This window comes from Mesorhizobium sp. WSM4884, assembly GCF_029625675.1.
GTDB lineage: Bacteria > Pseudomonadota > Alphaproteobacteria > Rhizobiales > Rhizobiaceae > Mesorhizobium.
Genome location: NZ_JARTVO010000033.1, coordinates 21,544 through 38,422, shown reverse-complemented (window position 1 = coordinate 38,422; position 16,879 = coordinate 21,544). Strand labels below are relative to the sequence as shown.

At 61.4% G+C, this 16,879-nt stretch carries 15 protein-coding genes; 6 read left to right on the top strand and 9 right to left on the bottom strand.

Translation table 11 applies throughout. The features are described from left to right. Positions 1–6 precede the first annotated feature (6 nt). Positions 7–270: a hypothetical protein gene (locus P9236_RS29460; protein ID WP_278078086.1), complete on the bottom strand. Its 264-nt coding sequence runs from the start codon at positions 268–270 to the stop codon at positions 7–9. A 262-nt stretch (positions 271–532) separates the two neighbouring features. Between P9236_RS29460 and P9236_RS29455 the strand changes: the two genes are divergently transcribed. Further along, the gene (locus P9236_RS29455; RefSeq protein ID WP_278078085.1) at positions 533–1,993 is read left to right on the top strand and encodes a phospholipase D-like domain-containing protein; all 1,461 of its coding nucleotides are present in this window, start codon (positions 533–535) and stop codon (positions 1,991–1,993) included. 24 nt (positions 1,994–2,017) lie between these two features. Then, entirely contained in the window at positions 2,018–2,818 is an 801-nt protein-coding gene (locus P9236_RS29450; RefSeq protein WP_278078084.1) for an endonuclease/exonuclease/phosphatase family protein, read from the top strand. A 5-nt stretch (positions 2,819–2,823) separates the two neighbouring features. On the opposite strand, the gene P9236_RS29445 is transcribed toward P9236_RS29450, so the two are convergent. After that, entirely contained in the window at positions 2,824–3,348 is a 525-nt protein-coding gene (locus P9236_RS29445) for a quercetin 2,3-dioxygenase (protein ID WP_278078083.1), read from the bottom strand. A 77-nt stretch (positions 3,349–3,425) separates the two neighbouring features. On the opposite strand from P9236_RS29445, the gene P9236_RS29440 reads away from it, so the two are divergent. Further along, positions 3,426–4,061, top strand: a complete 636-nt coding sequence (locus P9236_RS29440; protein ID WP_278078082.1) for a TetR/AcrR family transcriptional regulator — start codon at positions 3,426–3,428, stop codon at positions 4,059–4,061. Positions 4,062–4,161: 100 nt separating this feature from the next. Here the strand turns inward: P9236_RS29440 and P9236_RS29435 are convergent, their stop codons facing one another. From P9236_RS29435 to P9236_RS29415, 5 genes are all read right to left on the bottom strand, one after another. Continuing rightward, on the bottom strand, positions 4,162–6,123 hold the full coding sequence (locus tag P9236_RS29435; RefSeq protein WP_278078081.1) for a glycoside hydrolase family 127 protein: 1,962 nt from the start codon (positions 6,121–6,123) through the stop codon (positions 4,162–4,164). A gap of 28 nt (positions 6,124–6,151) precedes the next feature. Further along, positions 6,152–7,009, bottom strand: coding sequence for a carbohydrate ABC transporter permease (locus P9236_RS29430; protein ID WP_278078080.1), 858 nt, complete (start codon positions 7,007–7,009; stop codon positions 6,152–6,154). After that, positions 7,009–7,935: a sugar ABC transporter permease gene (locus tag P9236_RS29425; protein WP_278078079.1), complete on the bottom strand. Its 927-nt coding sequence runs from the start codon at positions 7,933–7,935 to the stop codon at positions 7,009–7,011. The genes P9236_RS29430 and P9236_RS29425 overlap by 1 nt, the downstream gene beginning before the upstream one ends. 941 nt (positions 7,936–8,876) lie before the next feature. Further along, positions 8,877–10,124: a sugar ABC transporter substrate-binding protein gene (locus tag P9236_RS29420; RefSeq protein ID WP_278078078.1), complete on the bottom strand. Its 1,248-nt coding sequence runs from the start codon at positions 10,122–10,124 to the stop codon at positions 8,877–8,879. 65 nt (positions 10,125–10,189) lie between these two features. Continuing rightward, on the bottom strand, positions 10,190–11,242 hold the full coding sequence (locus P9236_RS29415; RefSeq protein ID WP_278078077.1) for a LacI family DNA-binding transcriptional regulator: 1,053 nt from the start codon (positions 11,240–11,242) through the stop codon (positions 10,190–10,192). A 276-nt stretch (positions 11,243–11,518) separates the two neighbouring features. On the opposite strand from P9236_RS29415, the gene P9236_RS29410 reads away from it, so the two are divergent. From P9236_RS29410 to P9236_RS29400, 3 genes are read left to right on the top strand one after another with little or no spacing between them, the layout of a single operon-like run. Continuing rightward, the gene (locus tag P9236_RS29410; protein WP_278078076.1) at positions 11,519–12,823 is read left to right on the top strand and encodes a hypothetical protein; all 1,305 of its coding nucleotides are present in this window, start codon (positions 11,519–11,521) and stop codon (positions 12,821–12,823) included. 37 nt (positions 12,824–12,860) lie between these two features. Further along, positions 12,861–13,571: a hypothetical protein gene (locus tag P9236_RS29405; protein WP_278078075.1), complete on the top strand. Its 711-nt coding sequence runs from the start codon at positions 12,861–12,863 to the stop codon at positions 13,569–13,571. 2 nt (positions 13,572–13,573) lie between these two features. Next, complete coding sequence (locus P9236_RS29400; protein ID WP_278078074.1) at positions 13,574–14,710, top strand: hypothetical protein; 1,137 nt, start codon at positions 13,574–13,576, stop codon at positions 14,708–14,710. Here P9236_RS29400 and P9236_RS29395 read toward each other — a convergent pair. Together P9236_RS29395 and P9236_RS29390 are read right to left on the bottom strand one after the other, a co-directional pair. Continuing rightward, a complete protein-coding gene (locus tag P9236_RS29395; protein ID WP_278078073.1) occupies positions 14,700–15,413 on the bottom strand; it encodes a TIR domain-containing protein in 714 nt (237 codons plus the stop codon). The genes P9236_RS29400 and P9236_RS29395 overlap by 11 nt on opposite strands. Positions 15,414–15,897: 484 nt before the next feature. Further along, a complete protein-coding gene (locus P9236_RS29390; protein ID WP_278078072.1) occupies positions 15,898–16,545 on the bottom strand; it encodes a class I SAM-dependent methyltransferase in 648 nt (215 codons plus the stop codon). Between the last annotated feature and the right edge of the window lie 334 nt (positions 16,546–16,879).

The window sequence follows — 16,879 nt, the reverse complement described above, 5'->3', positions numbered from 1 at the left end:
ATGGCCTCACCGCAACCGAATGCAACAACTACTTCGAAAACGCAGGATACTGTTCAACCTAAAATCATCCCGCTCTAAGTGAATTATCTGCGAAAGATCGGCGATGTCGCCGTAGATCATCGAACCCTTGACGAGAAAACACTTGCCACCAAGGACCTCGGAGAGTGGGCTCGATGCGGTACAAACCGGCGGGACCTTGCGGTCCTTGGCTTCGGCATAGCCGATGCTGATCGCGAGGATAGCGATAGCAGTGAGAGTGGTCTTGCTCATTTCCAACCCCTAAAGCAGACTGGCCGCAAAACCGGGTTGCCGACCTCAAAATAGCATCGGGCCATGATGAGCCTCGTTATCGATTGGGTGACGAGGGCTCATCTATTTGCCGTAGGCGCTAGGTGGGGTCCGATCGCGTTCAAGGATCGGAACCGTCGAAACAACATGAGACACTCGGCTTTGAACCCGCGACAAGGCCTATCCCGGACCACTTTGACCACCCGCATTGCCTTCCGCGTCCGCTCGCTCAATAGTCGGGCCGATGTTGCAGACGATTGCGAGTCACTGGTCTACGCTTATCCTTCTCCTGTCGTTGGCTATGGCGGCCGTCGGCATCGTCCATGCCATCATGACGAAAGAGGACGTGCGCGCCGCCACCGGCTGGGTCGGCGTGATGCTTTTGTCGCCTTTCCTCGGCGCCATCATTTATGCCATCGCCGGCATCAACCGCATCCGCCGCGCGACGATCAGCGCCTTGCGGCCCGTCACCGGCGAGGCGGCCGAGGCAAGGCACGACCGCGACGTGGCTGTGGAGGCGCTGATCGAAGCTCAGTACGGCCAGCGCTTCATCGGGTTGAAGACGCTCGGCGACAGGGTGGCGCGGCGGCCGCTGACTTCGGGAAACGCGATCGCCGTGCTCGAGACCGGCGACGAGGCCTATGCGGCGATGTGCAAGGCGATCGACGGCGCGCAAAAGAGCGTGCTGCTCGAGACCTATATTTTCGACAACGACGCCGTCGGGCACATGTTCGTCCAGTCGCTTGCCGGCGCGGTCAAACGCGGCGTCGCAGTGCGCGTGCTGATCGACGCCGTCGGCGTGCGCTATTCGGTGCCGAGCATTCTCCACCAGCTCAAGCAAGCCGACGTCGCCGTCGACCTCTTCAACGGCAAGATCGTCATGGGCTTGAGACTTCCCTATGCCAATCTCAGGACCCACAGGAAGATCCTGGTCGTCGACGGCACGGTGGCGTTCACTGGAGGCATGAACATCCGCAAGGGATTCTCGGCTGAGTTCGCCGGCTCCGACAGCTCCAGGGACACGCATTTCGAGGTCACCGGGCCGGTGGTGGCCGACCTGTTCTCGGTCGCCGCCGAAGACTGGCGCTTCGCCGGCAACGAGGCGCTGAAGGGCGACATATGGCCAGTCGAACGCGGCGCGCCGCCGCCCGGCCAGCCGATGCTAATCAGAGCCGTGGCGACGGGCCCGGATGCCTCGAACGAAACCAACCACAAGCTCTTGATGGGGGCGTTCTCAGTCGCACGCAAATCGATCCGTATCATGTCGCCCTATTTCCTACCGGACCGCGAGCTGATCAGCGCGCTGACAACGGCCGGCCGCCGCGGCGTCGAAATCGACATCGTCGTGCCGGCGGTGAACAATCTTTTCTTGGTCGATCATGCGATGACGGCGCAGTTCGACCAGGTGCTGAAGCATTATTGCCGCGTCTGGCGCCACGAAGGCCCGTTCGACCATTCCAAGCTGATGGCCATCGACGGCGTGTGGGCGTATGTCGGCTCGTCAAACCTCGACGCCCGCTCGCTGAGGCTGAATTTCGAGATCGACATGGAGATCCTGGACGCCAATTTCGCCGCAGAGATCGATGCCCGCATCGGCGCCGCGATCGCGTCGGCGCAAGAGGTGACACTGCAGACGCTGAAGGCGCGGCCGTTCGTCATTCGCGTTTTCGACCGATTGCTGTGGCTGGGATCGCCCTATCTATAGACGAGGAAGACGAGCAGCAGACCCATGGAGAAAAACGGACGCAGCCTTCCGGAGACCGTGCTCCTGTCGATCCGCGGCAGAAAGATGCGCAAGGCGATGTCGACGCCGCGCAAGCGGATAGACGGCGCCGAGATGGTAGTCGCCTCCTACAACGTCCACAAATGCATCGGCACCGACCGCAAATTCGACCCCGAACGGACCGCGCGCGTCATCCGCGAGATCAGTCCTGACGTGATCGCGCTGCAGGAGGCCGACAACCGCTTCGGCGATCGCGCCGGTCTGCTCGACCTCAACCGTCTCGAAATCGAAACGGGACTGGTGCCGGTGCCGGTCAGCGGAAACGGCAAGGCGCATGGCTGGCGCGGCAACGTGCTTTTGTTCAAGCGCGGCACCGTGCGCGACGTTCACCAGATCAAGCTGCCGGGCCTGGAGCCACGCGGGGCGCTGATCGCCGAGATCGATCTCGACGAGAACCGGACGCTACGCGTCATCGCCGCCCATCTCGGCCTGCTGCGCCGCTCGCGCTCGGAACAGGCCCGCGTCGTGCTCGACATCATGAGCAGCGCCGATGAAAGGCCGACGCTGTTGCTCGGCGACCTCAACGAATGGCGGCTCGGCAACCGATCGGCGCTGAACACGCTGCACACCACCTTCGGCCACACGCCGCCGGCCGTGCCCACCTTCCCGTCAGGCCTGCCGGTGCTGGCGCTCGACCGGATCATGGGCAACCGGCACGGCATGGTGTCAGCCGTCGAAGCGCATGACACGCCGCTATCGCGGGTCGCCTCCGATCATCTGCCGCTGACGGCTTACGTGCATCTGTAGCCGAGCTAAGCGCTGGCCGCAGCACGGCTGGCCGTCGGCGCCATCGGAGGCCCGACGATTTCGGCCTCATAGCGCGCGCTCACACGCTTCAGCGCCTCGATGTCGGGCGGCGCCACCGGCGGCAATCCTTCCGCCTCCGCCGGCCGGCCACCATCGATGAAAACGCCCTCGCCGCCGCCCGGCGTCAGCAGCGTCAGCATGCGCGCCGGCTTGTCGCCCTCGACCACGAAAGTGTGGGGAACGTTTCTCGGCAGGAACACGAACGAGCCCGCAGTCGCCCGAAAGGTGCGGTCGCCGCATTTCATCGTCAGTTCTCCTTCCAGCACATAGAAGGACTCGTCCTCGCGGTGATGGATGTGCAGCGGCGGCGAGAAGCCCGGCGCGATCAGCGATTCCAGCAGGCCAAAGCCGCCTCCCGTGCTGGCTTCGGTCGCCTTCACCGTCATGCGGTTTCTCAGAAACCAGATCGCTTCCCCCTCGCCCGGCCCGAGGAAACGGGCGTCCGCGGCGGTATGGCTGGAGATTGTCATGAAAGCCCCTTTCAAATGTACCCGATATCGATATTGCACTCTTGTGCAATTAATGCACTCCGGTATACTTAGCTTGCATGAATGTCAATCCGCACCTGCGCACCGCACAGAAACGTCGCACCCGCAAGGCAATCGTCGACGCGGCGATAGCGCTGCTCGCGCGCGGCGAGACGCCAACCGTCAACGAGGTGGCCGCCGCGGCCGAGGTCTCGCGACGAACCGTCTACCTCTATTTTCCGAGCTTCGATCAACTGCTGCTCGATGCGACCGTCGGCGCACTCAGCCAAGCGTCGGTCGATCGCGCCATCGAGCAGGCGAGCGACGACGGCGAAGCGCGCGTCGAGCATCTGGTCCGCGCGCTGCATCACGTCAGCCCCGAGGTCGAACGTCTCGGGCGCTCGCTGATCCGCCTGACCGTGGACACCAACGGCACGCAGGCCGAGAAAGGCTTGCCGCGCCGCGGCTATCGCCGCATCGAATGGATCGAGCAGGCGTTGTCGCCCTTGCGTGATGGGCTGGCCCCCGGCCGCTGGAACCAGCTGGTCCGGGCCCTTGCCATGGTGATCGGCTGGGAGGCGCTGATCGTGCAACGCGACGTCTGCGGTTTAAGCGCGGCCGAAGGCGAGGCCCTGTCGGTGTGGGCGGCCAACGCACTTGTGCGGGCAGCGCTCGAAGACGAGCGCGATGCCGGCGCTCCGGAGTCGGGAAGGTAGGTTTCCGGCAGGCCGGCTCTCGCCAGCATTTCGGCCAATGTCAAGGCATGTGCCGTGCCAATGCAAACAAGCCGACCGGTAAAAATTCTGTGCTAGGGAACTACCCCTCCCTCAGCCACACCAGCATCTCGCCGGGGTCGCGGTTGTCCCAGGCGAAATAGGGAACGGCCTTGAGCGTCGTTTCCTCCGTCGCCGGCGGCTCGGAGCGATAGAGGTCGTTGCCCCAGTTCTCCGTTTCGGCCCGGCTGCCGATGGCCGAGAGGGTGACGATGCCGCCGAGCAGGTTCGGCTCGGGATGCGCCTCGAGCCTGGCCTCGCGCGGTAGTGCGATGCGGTGCAGCCCGCCACCGTTGTCGGTTTCCTCGACGCAGTAGATCAGCGGGCCGCGGGCGAGCGCGACGCGACCGATATCCTGGCGCACTTGCGGGTTGGCGAAGAGGCGTGACATCGACATTTCGAGGTCGAGCTCGACGCGATCACCCTTTTGCCATTCGCGGCGGATCGCGGCATAGCCGTCGCTGGTCGCGGCCGCGAGATCGACCATCTTGCCGTTCACCTTCAGCGCCGCGTTGCGGCACCAGGCGGGTATGCGCAGGTGAAGCGTGAATGCAATCGGCGCCTCAGCGTCGACCTCGATCGCGACCGCGCCATCCCAGGGATAGTTGCTGGTCTGGACGAGGCTGACCGGCCGGCCGGCGATCTCGAAGCGGGCGGTCGAGTCGCCATAGAGATGGATGGCCAGCGCATCGTCGGCGAGGCCGTAGAAATAGCTGCCGATAGAGGCCACCATGCGGCCGATATTGGGCGGACAGCAGGGGCAGCGGTGCCACTTCCAGCGATGGTGGCCGCCCCGGCTCTCCAGCGGGTTCTCGTAGAAGAACAGCGAGCCGTCGAGCGAGAGACCCGAGATCGAGCCGTTGTAGAGTGCGCGCTCCATCATGTCGGCGTAGCGGGCGTTCGGGCCCATGCCGAGCATGCGGCTTGCCCAGAACACCAGGCCGACCGAGGCGCAGGTCTCGGCATAGGCGGTTTCGTTGGGCAGGTCGTAGTCGTTGGTGAAGCCTTCATTGTCGGCTGACGGACCGAGGCCGCCGGTGACGTAAAGGCTCTTCGTCGTCAGATCGTCCCAGAGCCGCTCGAGCGCCACCTTCAGCGTGTCGTCGCCATATTCGGTCGCGATGTCGGCCATGCCGGAATAGAGATACATAGCTCTCACCGCATGGCCGACGACCTTGTCCTGCTCGCGCACCGGCTTGTGCGACTGGTTGTATTCATAGGTCTTGAAGTGGAAGTCCTTGGGGTCGGCGCCGCGCGCCAACGCCTCCTCGTCGAAATAATGCGGCTGCTGGCCGCGCTGGTCGATGAAGTATTTCGCCAGCTTCATGTATTTGTCGTTGCCGGTGGCGCGCGCGAGCTTGACCAGCGCCAGCTCGATCTCCTCATGGCCGCAATAGCCCTTCCGCTTGCCGGGCTCGGGGCCGAAAGTGTCGGCGATATGGTCGGCGTAGCGGCTCATGATGTCGAGCAGCTTGCGCTTGCCTGTCGCCTGAAAGTAGGCGACGGCGCCCTCGATCAGATGGCCGGCGCAGTAGAGCTCGTGGCAGTCGCGCAGGTTGGTCCAGCGCAGGCCGGGCTGGATGCGCTGGTACCAGCTCGACAGATAGCCGTCCTCCTGCTGCAGCTTGCCGTACATGTCGATGACGGCGTCGATCTTCTGTTCGAGATCGGGATTGCGGCGCCGGTAGAGCGAATAGGCCGCCGTCTCGATCGTCTTGCCCCAGTCGGAATCCCAGAACATCTGCGTCGTCACGGTGCGCGCGGTAAAGCCGTCGCTGACGTGGAAGGGGATGACGACGCCGGGCGACGGCCGGTCGGGGTCGATCTGCTCCAGCATGCGCGCCTCGACACAGCGGTCGTAGAGGATGCCGGCGGTCTTGCCAGCCACCGCGTCGACACGGTCGCCCCAGAAGCCGCGGACATCGACCTGCGGCACGGGCAGCGGCCGGAAGGCGAGCTTCGGCCCGGCAGTGTCGGTTGCGGCGGCGGGCTGCGATGCGGTCATGACGTCACTCCATTCGAATGCGGGAAAATCATTTGACGGCCCCGGCCATCAGGCCGCGGATGTAGAAGCGCTGCAGCGCCAGGAACAGGATCAGGCAGGGCACCATCATCACGGCGACGCCCGCCTGCACCGCGCCCCAGTCGATGGCGCCGAAGCGGCCGGACTGGAGCGCGGTCATCATCACCGGCAGGGTGAATTTCGATTGGTCGGTCATCAGCACCAGCGCGGCCAGGAACTCGTTCCAGGCGCCGAGGAAGGCGAACAGCGCGATGGTGACGACGCCCGGCCAGACCAGCGGCAGCATCACCTTGACCAGCATCGTGACGTTGTTGGCGCCGTCCATGCGCGCGGCCTCCTCGATCTCGCGCGGCACGGCGTCGAAGGCGTTGCGCATCATGAAGATCGAGAAGGGCAGCTGCAGCGTGACGTAGACGCAGACCAGCCCCGTCAGCGTGTTGTGCAGGCCGAGCCTAGTCAGCACCAGGAAGATCGGCGTCAGGATCGACTGGAACGGGATCATGATCGTCGACAGGATGAGGACGAAGAAGAAATCCCGGAACGGGAAGCGGAAGCGCGAGAAGCCGTAGCCGGCGAGCACGCTGACCAGCACCGAGAGCAGCACCGTCATCGCCGAGACGTAGATGCTGTTCTGCGCCGAGGCCCAGAGGCCGTCGCCGAAGGTGTTCAGCGTCTGATAATTTTCGACCGAGAAGCCGGTGGTCGGCCAGGGCGGCAGCGGCGGCTGGCGCGCTTCCTGAGCCGGCTTGAAGGTGGAGAGCACCGTCCACACGATCGGCGCCAAAAACAGCACCGAGGCGATCATGCCGGTGGAATGCCTGGCGAGGCTGAAGGCGACTTTTCGGTTCTGCGACATCGCCTCGGCCATCAGTCGAGCCCCTCGGGCTTGCGCAGCAGCCAGAGCTGGATGAGGCTGAGCGCCACCAGGATGACCAGCAGCACCATGGAAAGTGCGGCGCCGTAGCCGAGCTTGAACGACACGAAGGACTGGTTGAAGATCCAGTAGACCGCCGTCAGCGTCTGGTTGCGCGGGCCGCCGCGCAGGATGATGTAGAACTGGTCGAAGGCGAGGATCGAGCCCGCCACCGACAGGATCAGCGCCAGCGCCAAAGTGCGGCGCATCAGCGGCAAGGTGATCGCCCTGAAGCGGGCGAACGGGCCGGCGCCATCGATGACGGCGGCTTCCTGCAGGTCCTGCGGGATCGACTGCAGGCCGGTCATCAGGATGATCATGGTGAAGCCGGCGACCTTCCAGACCACCATGGCGATGATCGACCAGAAGGCCGGCTGGAAGGTGGCCAGAAGATTGACCTTCCTCTCCGTCAGGCCGAGGTCGAAGGCGGCCGGGCTGAACAGGCCGGAATCGACGTTCAAGAGCCACGACCAGAGCAGGCTCGCCGAAGCGAAACCGACCACCGCCGGCATGAAGAAGGCGGTGCGGTAGAGATTGGTGAGCGGCCGCGGCCGCTCGATGAAGATCGCCAGCGGGAAGGCGACGGCGAAGATCGCGATGGTGACGACCACAGTGTAGTAGAAGGTGAATTTGAGCGCGTTCCAGAAGCGCGTGTCGCGCAGGATGGCGACGTAGTTATCGAGGCCGACAAAGGTATGCCCGCCCATCAGCGGCCAGTTGTTGAGCGACATCCACGCCGTCATGCCGAGCGGGATGACGAAGAAGACGACGACGAAGGCGACGGCCGGCAGGACATAGAGCAGGCCCACCCATTGCCGGCGGCCGGCGCCGAGGTGTGTCAAGGCGCGGACGGGTGCTGAGGTTGCGGCGATGGTGGTCATGGTTTCGCTCCCCCTTCTCCTCTTGTGGGGTGAGCAGCCGGTTCACCGAAGGTGAATTCATCGTGCCAGTGGCACGATGAAAGGCCGGCGAACGCCGGGACGCTGCGAAGCAGCGGGGACCCGGCCGGGGGTGGATCGGCGCGCAGCGCCGAGACGGATGAGGGGTGTTGGACGGAGTGAGGCGATAGCGATTTCGAACGCATCGCCAAGCTGGAACACCCCTCATCCGACCGAGCTTCGCTCGGCCACCTTCTCCCACAAGGGGAGAAGGTGGAGCGAACTTGCCGACGCCCCCTCACCCGGATTGCAAAAGGCGATCCGGGGCAATCCGACCTCTCCCCGAGGGGAGAGGAGGTCGCATGCGCCGGCGCTCCTCCTTCTCCCCTTGTGGGAGAAGGTGTCGCCGAAGGCGACGGATGAGGGGTGTTCCAGCGGAGTGAGACGCCGGCGTTCCCTGGAACACCCCTCATCCGTCTCGGCGCTGCGCGCCGATCCACCTTCTCCCACAAGGGGAGAAGGGGGCGCGAACCTCGCGGCGCCCTCAAATTGACGATGCTGATGAGAGTGAATTGTCTCAACGCGATAGTCCTGCTGTTGGACTGGGACATCCGGCCGGCGCCGGCCCGTGTCCGGGCGGGTGCGGAGGCGGCGGCGATGGTGGTCATGGTTTCGCTCCCCCTTCTCCCCTTGTGGGAGAAGGTGTCGCCGAAGGCGACGGATGAGGGGTGTTCCAGCGGAGTGAGACGCTGGCGTTCCCTGGAACACCCCTCATCCGTCTCGGCGCTGCGCGCCGATCCACTTTCTCCCACAAGGGGAGAAGGAGGCGCGAACCTCGCTGCGCCTCAAATTGGATGCTGGTGAGAGTAAGCTTTCTCAACGCGATAGTCCCTGCCATTTAACGCTGCGTCCCCCTCGGGGGGGAGGTTAAGGGAGGCGCCAGCCTACTTGTTCGGCGCCTGGTCGATGATCGACTGCATCGTCTCCTGCGCATTGGCGATGGCGCCGTCGACATCGTCGCCGAAGAAGACCTCGTTGACCATCTGCGTCCACGGGCCGTTGGCGGAGTTGATCAGGTCGTTGAACACCACCGTATAGGGCGTGCGGCCCTTGGCCATCGCCTCTGCCGCCACCTGGTAGCGCGGATCGAGGTCCTTCAGCGCGTCCTTGGCGATGTCGCCGCGCACCGGCAGGCTGCCGTATTTGGCAAGGATGGTCTGGCCCTCCAGCGAGTAGGCGAAGTCCAAAAACTCCTTCACCACGGCGATCTTCTTGGTGCCCTTGGTGACGACGAAATTGTCGCCGCCGGCGAAGGACGACCAGCCGCCGTCCTTGCCGGGCAGGAAGGTGATGCCGTAGTCGATATCGGGATATTGCGTGTTGAGCGCGCCGATGGCGAAGGCGCCGGACGGCGAGATGCCGATCTTGCCGCCGGCGAAGGCGGCGAAGAAGTTGGCGCCGGTGTCGGTCTGCGCGCCCTCCGGCACCAGCCCCTTCTTCACCATCGAGCGGTAAAGGTCGATGGCGCCGCGCAGCTGCGGGCTGTCGAGCGTCGCCTTCGAGCCGTCCTCGGAGAGGATGTCGCCGCCCGAAGCCCAGATCAGCGGCGTGAAGGTGAAGATGTTGCAGCCGCCGCAATTGCCGGAAAAGTAGAAGCCCTTGATGTCGCCGCCGAGCGCGTTGACCTTCTCGGCGTCGGCCTCGATCTCGGCCCAGGTCTTCGGCCCTTTCTCCGGATCGAGCCCGGCCTGCTTGAACAGCTTCTTGTTCCAGATCAGCACCGAGGAATCGGCCGAGAACGGCAGGCCGTAGATGTGGCCCTTGTAGGTGCCGGTCTTCACATGCGCCGGCGAGAGGCTGGAAAAATAGGGCAAGGATTTCGCCCAGTCGGTGATGTCCTCGAGCTGGCCGGCGGCGGCGAAGGAAGGCGTGTAGATCAGGTCGAGCGACAGCGCGTCGGGCGCGGTGCCGCCGGCGGCGGCGGCGCCATATTTCGGGATGATCTCGGCGTTGGGGATGATGTCGAGCTTGATCTGGTCCTTATGCGCCTTGTTGAAAGCGTCGACGATGCGCGGCATGAAATTCGAGCCGTCGGCGCGCACCCAGATGTTGGCGGTCTCGGCGGACGCGGCCTGCAGCCCGCCGCCGATCACGGCCGCGGCCAAGGCCAGCCTGGCAATCAAGGTTTTCATCATTCTCCTCCTCATGGTTCTCCTCCCGGTTTGGCCGTTGCGCGACGGCCGTTTCATTCGATGCTTCAGCCGCCCGGCGGACGGCCGCATGACTGACGCACCACCAGCCGGCACGGCAGTTTCCTGATGCCCGGCGCGGCCGGCCGGCCGCCCACGAGCGAAAGCAGAGCGAGCCCGGCCTCGCGGCCGAGCGTTGACAAATTCATGTCGACCGAGGTGAGCGGCGGGCGCGTCGCCTCGGCCACGATCTCCCAATTGTCGAAGCCGATGACGCCGACATCGTCGGGCACGCGAATGCCGCGTTCGCGCAGCGCGTCGATGACGCCGCGGGCGATCTGGTCGTTGCCGCAGAAGACCGCGTCCGGCCAGCCTTCCCTGCCCGCCTTGCCGAACAGTTTCGCCACCGCCTCGTGGCCCCAGCCTTCCGACCATGGGCCCAGCAGCGGCTCGTCGAACGGCAGGCCGTGCTCCTCCAGCACGTCACGGTAAGCCTCAGCCCGCGCGTGCACCACCGCGAAGCTCGCCGGGCCGCTGACATGGGCGATGCGGCGGCGCCCGAGCCGCAAAAAGTGCTCGACCGCCAGCCGCGCGCCGCCGGCATCGTCGGAAACGAGGCCGACCGCGCCGGTATCGGGCTGGGTGAAGGCGTAGACCACGGGCACGCGCAGGTTGGAGAGATCGACCGGCAGATGGCGGTCGATGCGTTTTCCCGTGGCGATGATGCCGTCGACGCGCTTGTCGAGCATGGCCTCGACATGCAGCTGGCCGAGCCGCGTGTCGTCCTCGACATTGCACAGGAACACCGAGACGCCATTGTCGACCAGCGCATCCGAAACGCCGGCCATCAGCGGCAGCGAGAAGCGGCCATAGGTATCGTTGGTGAGCAGGCCGACGGTGAAGGAGCGTTTTCTGAGCAGGCTCTGCGCCAGGCTGTTCGGCCGGAAGCCGAGCTGCCTGGCCGTCTCGCGGATGCGCTCACGCGTCTCCGCCGTCATGCGCCCCTGCCCGTTCAGCGCCTTGGAAGCCGTCGCCACGCTGACACCGGCCGCCGCCGCCACCTCGCGCAGCGTGACCGGCGGCTTGACGGAAACTGGCGCTGGCTCGGCGTCGGCGGACATCTTTCGAAGCGAATTCCCGTAGCTGGGAAAAGGTTTTCTCTTATCGCCCTGCGCGCCAATGACGAGTGAGGGCAGCGGGCGCGAGGCGATTTGGGAAAAGGTTTTCTCAGAGGGAGATTAGGAGAAGGTGGCGGGGTTGGCAAGGGGGATGAGGGGCATACAAATCGCCAAATGTCGGAACGCAACTACAAACCGAGAAGTCGCATACTCATTAGGAAAGTCGGACGGATATACAGCTCTTCATAAGCACGCTATCCTAGTCATAGGGGGATTCTCATGGCTTACAGACAGTTACCGCTCACTTCGCTTGTCATAAATCCGGCCAACGACCGGCATGGCGAGCTGGAAAACGAAACTGCAGCGATCGCGCAACTGTTCGCATCGCAAGAACAGCACATGCGCAACTTAGCAAAAGACCTAGTGGCGAAGGGCGAGATTTTCGAACCACCACTAGTTTTTCCCGACGGCAATAAGTTTGTCGTTGCAGACGGCAATCGGCGGACCACTTGCCTCAAACTACTGTCGGCACCACGCCGCGCACCCACTGTGGATTTGCAACAGTTCTTCGCAGAACTGCGACAGCAATGGAAGGGCAAAATCCCCGAAAAGATAGAGTGCCGGGTCGAAAGCGATCGCGACCGCGTGGACGACATCCTGTTCCGTCGCCACACAGGTGTTCAAGGTGGTATCGGGCAAAGCAACTGGAACGACCGGATGAAAAACAACTTTGTCATCCGTACGGGGAAAGGCAGCGGACTCCATGTTGCTGACGAGATTGAGGCGCGGTTGAAGTCAGCGAAAATGTTGCCACACCGGAAGATCCCTCGATCCAATATGAATCGCCTCCTTTCTTCCGAGACGTTGCGCAACCGGTTGGGGATATCGGTTCGTAAGGGGAGGTTGGAATTTATTCGCGAAGAGCAGGCGACACTTCGTGCCCTGCAACGGGTGGCCACTGACCTCGCTACAAGAACGATCACTTTGGAAAATATCTGGGATACGGAATCCAAACTCGAATATATTGACGGGCTTGACCGCGAGGGGGTCCTTCCGACAATCGCAGCCAAACCTAAGTCAACGCCAGCCCCGACGCCGACACCAACCCTTCCTCTACCTCCGAAACCGACCCCGCCTAAGCTCTCCCCCTGGCCGCATCTCATTCCGAATGTCGATTATGGCATAACGTGGACCGCTCACCTTCAACGACACCGAGAGATTTGGGAAGAGCTTCAATTCAAGTTAGAACTTTCTCTGCATCCCAACGCAATTTCGGTACTGCTGCGCGTCCTGATCGAGCTATCGGTCGATAATTTCATCAAAGAAACTTCACTTACGACCGTGCATGAAAACGACAATTTGGCTCGAAAGGCCATAAAAGTTGCGGAAGACATTTACTCAAGAAATGAAATAGACAAAAAGTATCTAGGCGTGATTAAAAAACTTCAGCAAGGAGAGCATTTGATCTCTATGGATACTCTAAATCGCTACGTCCACTCGCCAAACTTCAACGTGTCACCGGAGCATCTGAAAATGCTGTGGAGCACGCTGTCAACATTCGTAGTCCTTTGCCTGGCAGCATAAGCCGAACTGCAGCCGAGATTTTTCGTTTCGATATGGAGTGAACGACCCCATGCACGCGGGTTTGAGGGAGATACCAGCTCGCATTCTGGATGTGGCAATCGGCGCTTTGACTCAAGCGAATCAACATGCGGTTTATTACAATCCGGGGATGGACCATTGGGCCGACATGTCGGTTTTGAATGCGGCTATGGCAGGGGAACTTTTTCTGAAAGCCATTGTCGCCAAGGAACACCCGCTTCTAATATTTCGAGACCTGTTCCAACTGGACGATCCACTGAACCATGACTTGAAGCTTGAGCATATAATTGAAAAGGGAAAGACCTACAATTTCGAACATATGCCTAAGCTACTTTGGGTTTCGACTGGCGAGCGCCTGCCCGATGTCGACAACTTCGAAAAACTTCGTCGAGCACGAAACGCGATCCAGCACTTTTGTTCGCCTTCGGAAAGCGTCGATCTGCGACGCCTCTCACTTGAATTTCTCTACAAAAATGTAGATCCCCTTATAAAGCGGCATTTTGACTTAAATTCCATTGAATACCATGAGGATACATCTGTTGGCTACGACTATCTCATCTCCTGCCTAATTAGGCATGAATTGTTCTTTTCCATACCGAGCGACTTTTCCATCACGGAGATCGACTTGAATGAAGAGTTATCTCGCTGCAGCGTCGCATACCGCGAACAGTTGGTAAAGCGATTCTCCGAGAAAGGGCTCGATCTCGCAAAGATTGCCGGCGGGTGCTGAACATGACGCGTTGCAACAATGATCCTCAAGGGAAGCAGATGCTTAGAGTAGTGGAGTCGGTCCAAGAGGGCGGCTCCCCCGGGGGAGAAATCACGTTTTCAGAGGTCTCGTTTGATCCTTTAGGCTACGCAGAATTACGAGATGCAATTCTTCACGAACCACTGCATATTCCACTCTGCGGACAAGGCAAAGTCATTGCCAGCAACATCGAAGGGCTAGAGCTGGGGCAAATCGGCCGTTTCAATACCAAGTTAGAAAGCCGCTTTAAATCTAAATCCATTGGCCTTGTCAGAGGAGGATGGCTGCCTTCAGCGATGGCCCTCGAAGACAATTCCGTCGTGCTCCCGGACCGCTGCGTGGTGGCCGAACTCAACGCACGATTAAAAAACGGACTTCCAAAATCCAAGGCAGAGAACGACTTTATCGATCTGTTTGCCGATAGCGCCATTCGCATCAATCCTTTGCTCTTCGTTCTCGAGGGCGACGCAAGACAAAATCCTAGACCTGAGATGGTAGAGCGGCATCTCAGCGAAGCAGTATCCAAGCTCCGATCAGCGTTACCGAAGGCGATCCTAGTTGCAGCAGACCCCCAAGGTCTCAAGGGCGTCTTAGGCCTAATTCAGGATACCCAGCCCGGCATGGCACGCAAGCATGACTTCCTCATGCGGCTTAATCCGAAACTCAAGTCTCCGATCGGCCGCAGGCACGCGGATATCCAGTGGGATGGTGTGCTTGCCACTGCTGACGCTTGCGGCGTTCCCAGAACGTCGCTAGTTGTGATCGCAGCGCTAAGCACTGTTGCAATGCAAGACGGAAAGAGTCCCGCTAAGCGTCTGCTCAAATTCGACGGGCGATACACCGAGGCAGAAACGTATAACGCTCTGGCTGACCTTCGGTCGCTGGAGCTTCTTATGTATATATTTGCTCTCTTTCCCGACCAGCACGTAATGCTTTGCACGGCTGACAAGAACATGGCGTTATTTTGGGCAGGGCTACGCGCTTCCAATTTCGCCTTTGAGCATGGCCGTTTGAATTTCGATGTGGCGCCGCGTGATCTTCTGCCAGGAATATCGGAAGAGAGATGGACACACGCAATGGTCCCACAATTTCATCCTGAGCCCCCGAAAGTCAGAGTTTGACAATACCTTCCCGTTCGAGAACCTGACGTATCTCGTCCCGCTTCGCATCAACGTTGCCGGGTGGAAATCGTATCTGGCCAAGACCGGTAACGTTGGAGAAGTCCTGACATCCTTCCTCTAATAGGATGATGGCTCTTTTAAATCCCAGTCGACCTTGAAACAGGCCAGCTTCGTGCACGACATTCATCCGGGGATTCAGCGTGCCGTCTGCCGTCTGGTCCTCAGCAGTCATCACTAGGAATGCGAAGGTGGCGTTGTCGAGCATATTTTCGAGGCGCTCGGTGGTGCTAACACCTGCTGCTGATTCACGGTTGAACTCGTCCCATTCAAGGTGCAGCCGGTCGCTCAGAAAGTCCTTCAGGTCGCGCCAAACATGCGAGCGGCCGTGACCTATAAAAATGCGCCCGCGAGCCATCGTCAATTGTCGTTCCTCTTCCTTGACGGATTCAACTTGGGCCCAACCGCGTACGGTTAGGTGATAGTAGTTGTCAGGTGTATATCCAACTAGCCCGGCATCGTCTGCTTCTTGCACAATCATGCTGGCGCCGTCGCCGTCGACGGAGCCGATGATACCAGCAACATGTTCGTCGATCACCTCGACTGCGTAAAACCTATCGTCACCTGCTTGATCAGCAATCCATCGAAGGAGCAGCAATATCTGTTGCTCCGGCCTCGGAAGTGGTTCAGCCGCCAGTTCATCCAAGTTATAGCTCGAAATGGATGGCCAGTTGTCGCCAACTGCACGACGCCTGACAGCATGGCTCAATCGGGCGAGAACTCTGCGATCTGTTACACGAGCCTTTACCATTCCAATGGCTGTGCCGGTAACATTATAGTGGCCGCAGCGAGGACAATCGATCTGCTTGGAATCGCCAGAGCGACCAAGGTTCGCTACAAGTCCACAGATCGGGCACGTGTTGACCATGCCTTGACATTAGCCGATTCGGGCTGCTGGCTACCTTAGAGAAGGGGGCGAACCGCACATATACTTCGAGTTCCACACTACCCCGCCTTCTGCTTGAATAACGCCTCCACCCAGCCGACGCTGCGCCGCCATCCCCAAACGATCCTTCGCCCCTTTGCACCAACGTTTCCTCGCCCGCTGCGGCGGTCAGTTCGCGGAGTGAAGATCGCCGCGCATGAGGAGCCCTGCAGGACCTCCTCGGCAAGCACGACTCGAAAGTGCCCTACACCTTCCTAAAAAACCCAGACAAAATATTTGGCCCCGCCTCCCCTGGCCGCAGCCTAATCCCGTCCTCGAACGAGTTCAGCGTCACGCAGTCGAAGCCGTTGTGCGCGAGCAGCGCCACCAGCGAGTCGCGGTCGAAGTGGTGCAGGTGCTCGTTGGGGAGGCGCATGCGCCAGGTTTGGAACCAGGCGTCGCCGTCGGCGCCGAGCTCGCGCCAGCGGCAATAAGGGACGGCGACGGCCAGGTGGCGGGTCTTGAGACGGCCGAGGAAACCGAGATCCGGGATGTGCTCGAGCACGTCGAACATGGCGACGAGATCCCAGGAGCCGGCGAGCGCCTCCTCCCAATCGACGAAGCGAACGCCCGCGGGCAGCGGAAACTCGGCGATGTCGTAGCCGGCGCAGTCGGCGACGCCGGTTATCCTGGCGGCTTCGATGAAGGTGCCGGTGCCGTATCCGATCTCCAGCACGGAGCGCGGAATCTCGCCGGTCATTCCCAGCACCCAGCCAAGCCGCTGATAGCCGAGCTTGATGGTGCGGTCGCTCAGGTCCTCGTAATAGAAGATATACTTTTTGTCGTACTTTATCGGCGTGAAGTCGATCTGGTGGATCACGCCAAACCGGTCCACCTCGTAATTGTCCAGCATCGCCCCCTCCGGAGCCCGGATTGTTACATGGCGGAGCTAAACGCAGCGTAACCGGCGGGGCCGGCTCGCAAACTCCGACATGATCCTTGGCGCGCGGAAACGCTGCAGCTCGGTCCTTTCGGGACGAGGGCATACGCCCAAGCCGTGAGACTATGCGGCTGGTCCAGCTACAACCGAGAGGCAGGGCCAGCCGATGCGGCTATCCACAGCCGGCCTGACCATTTCTGGGTGCATCGTCGGAAAATGCCTGTCGTTACGGCAGTTTGCCTATTGGTGTGGCATTCCTGCCACCACTCATTTAGACAACTCCTGCTAGAACCGCGTCGGGTTTTTA

Coding starts and splice junctions, on each gene's coding strand:
- P9236_RS29390 (WP_278078072.1), bottom strand. CDS start 16,545: ATGCTGGACAATTACGAGGTGGACCGGTTTGGCGTGATCCACCAGATC.
- P9236_RS29455 (WP_278078085.1), top strand. CDS start 533: ATGTTGCAGACGATTGCGAGTCACTGGTCTACGCTTATCCTTCTCCTG.
- P9236_RS29435 (WP_278078081.1), bottom strand. CDS start 6,123: ATGACCGCATCGCAGCCCGCCGCCGCAACCGACACTGCCGGGCCGAAG.
- P9236_RS29420 (WP_278078078.1), bottom strand. CDS start 10,124: ATGAAAACCTTGATTGCCAGGCTGGCCTTGGCCGCGGCCGTGATCGGC.
- P9236_RS29425 (WP_278078079.1), bottom strand. CDS start 7,935: ATGACCACCATCGCCGCAACCTCAGCACCCGTCCGCGCCTTGACACAC.
- P9236_RS29410 (WP_278078076.1), top strand. CDS start 11,519: ATGGCTTACAGACAGTTACCGCTCACTTCGCTTGTCATAAATCCGGCC.
- P9236_RS29460 (WP_278078086.1), bottom strand. CDS start 270: ATGAGCAAGACCACTCTCACTGCTATCGCTATCCTCGCGATCAGCATC.
- P9236_RS29445 (WP_278078083.1), bottom strand. CDS start 3,348: ATGACAATCTCCAGCCATACCGCCGCGGACGCCCGTTTCCTCGGGCCG.
- P9236_RS29400 (WP_278078074.1), top strand. CDS start 13,574: ATGACGCGTTGCAACAATGATCCTCAAGGGAAGCAGATGCTTAGAGTA.
- P9236_RS29430 (WP_278078080.1), bottom strand. CDS start 7,009: ATGGCCGAGGCGATGTCGCAGAACCGAAAAGTCGCCTTCAGCCTCGCC.
- P9236_RS29415 (WP_278078077.1), bottom strand. CDS start 11,242: ATGTCCGCCGACGCCGAGCCAGCGCCAGTTTCCGTCAAGCCGCCGGTC.
- P9236_RS29450 (WP_278078084.1), top strand. CDS start 2,018: ATGGAGAAAAACGGACGCAGCCTTCCGGAGACCGTGCTCCTGTCGATC.
- P9236_RS29440 (WP_278078082.1), top strand. CDS start 3,426: ATGAATGTCAATCCGCACCTGCGCACCGCACAGAAACGTCGCACCCGC.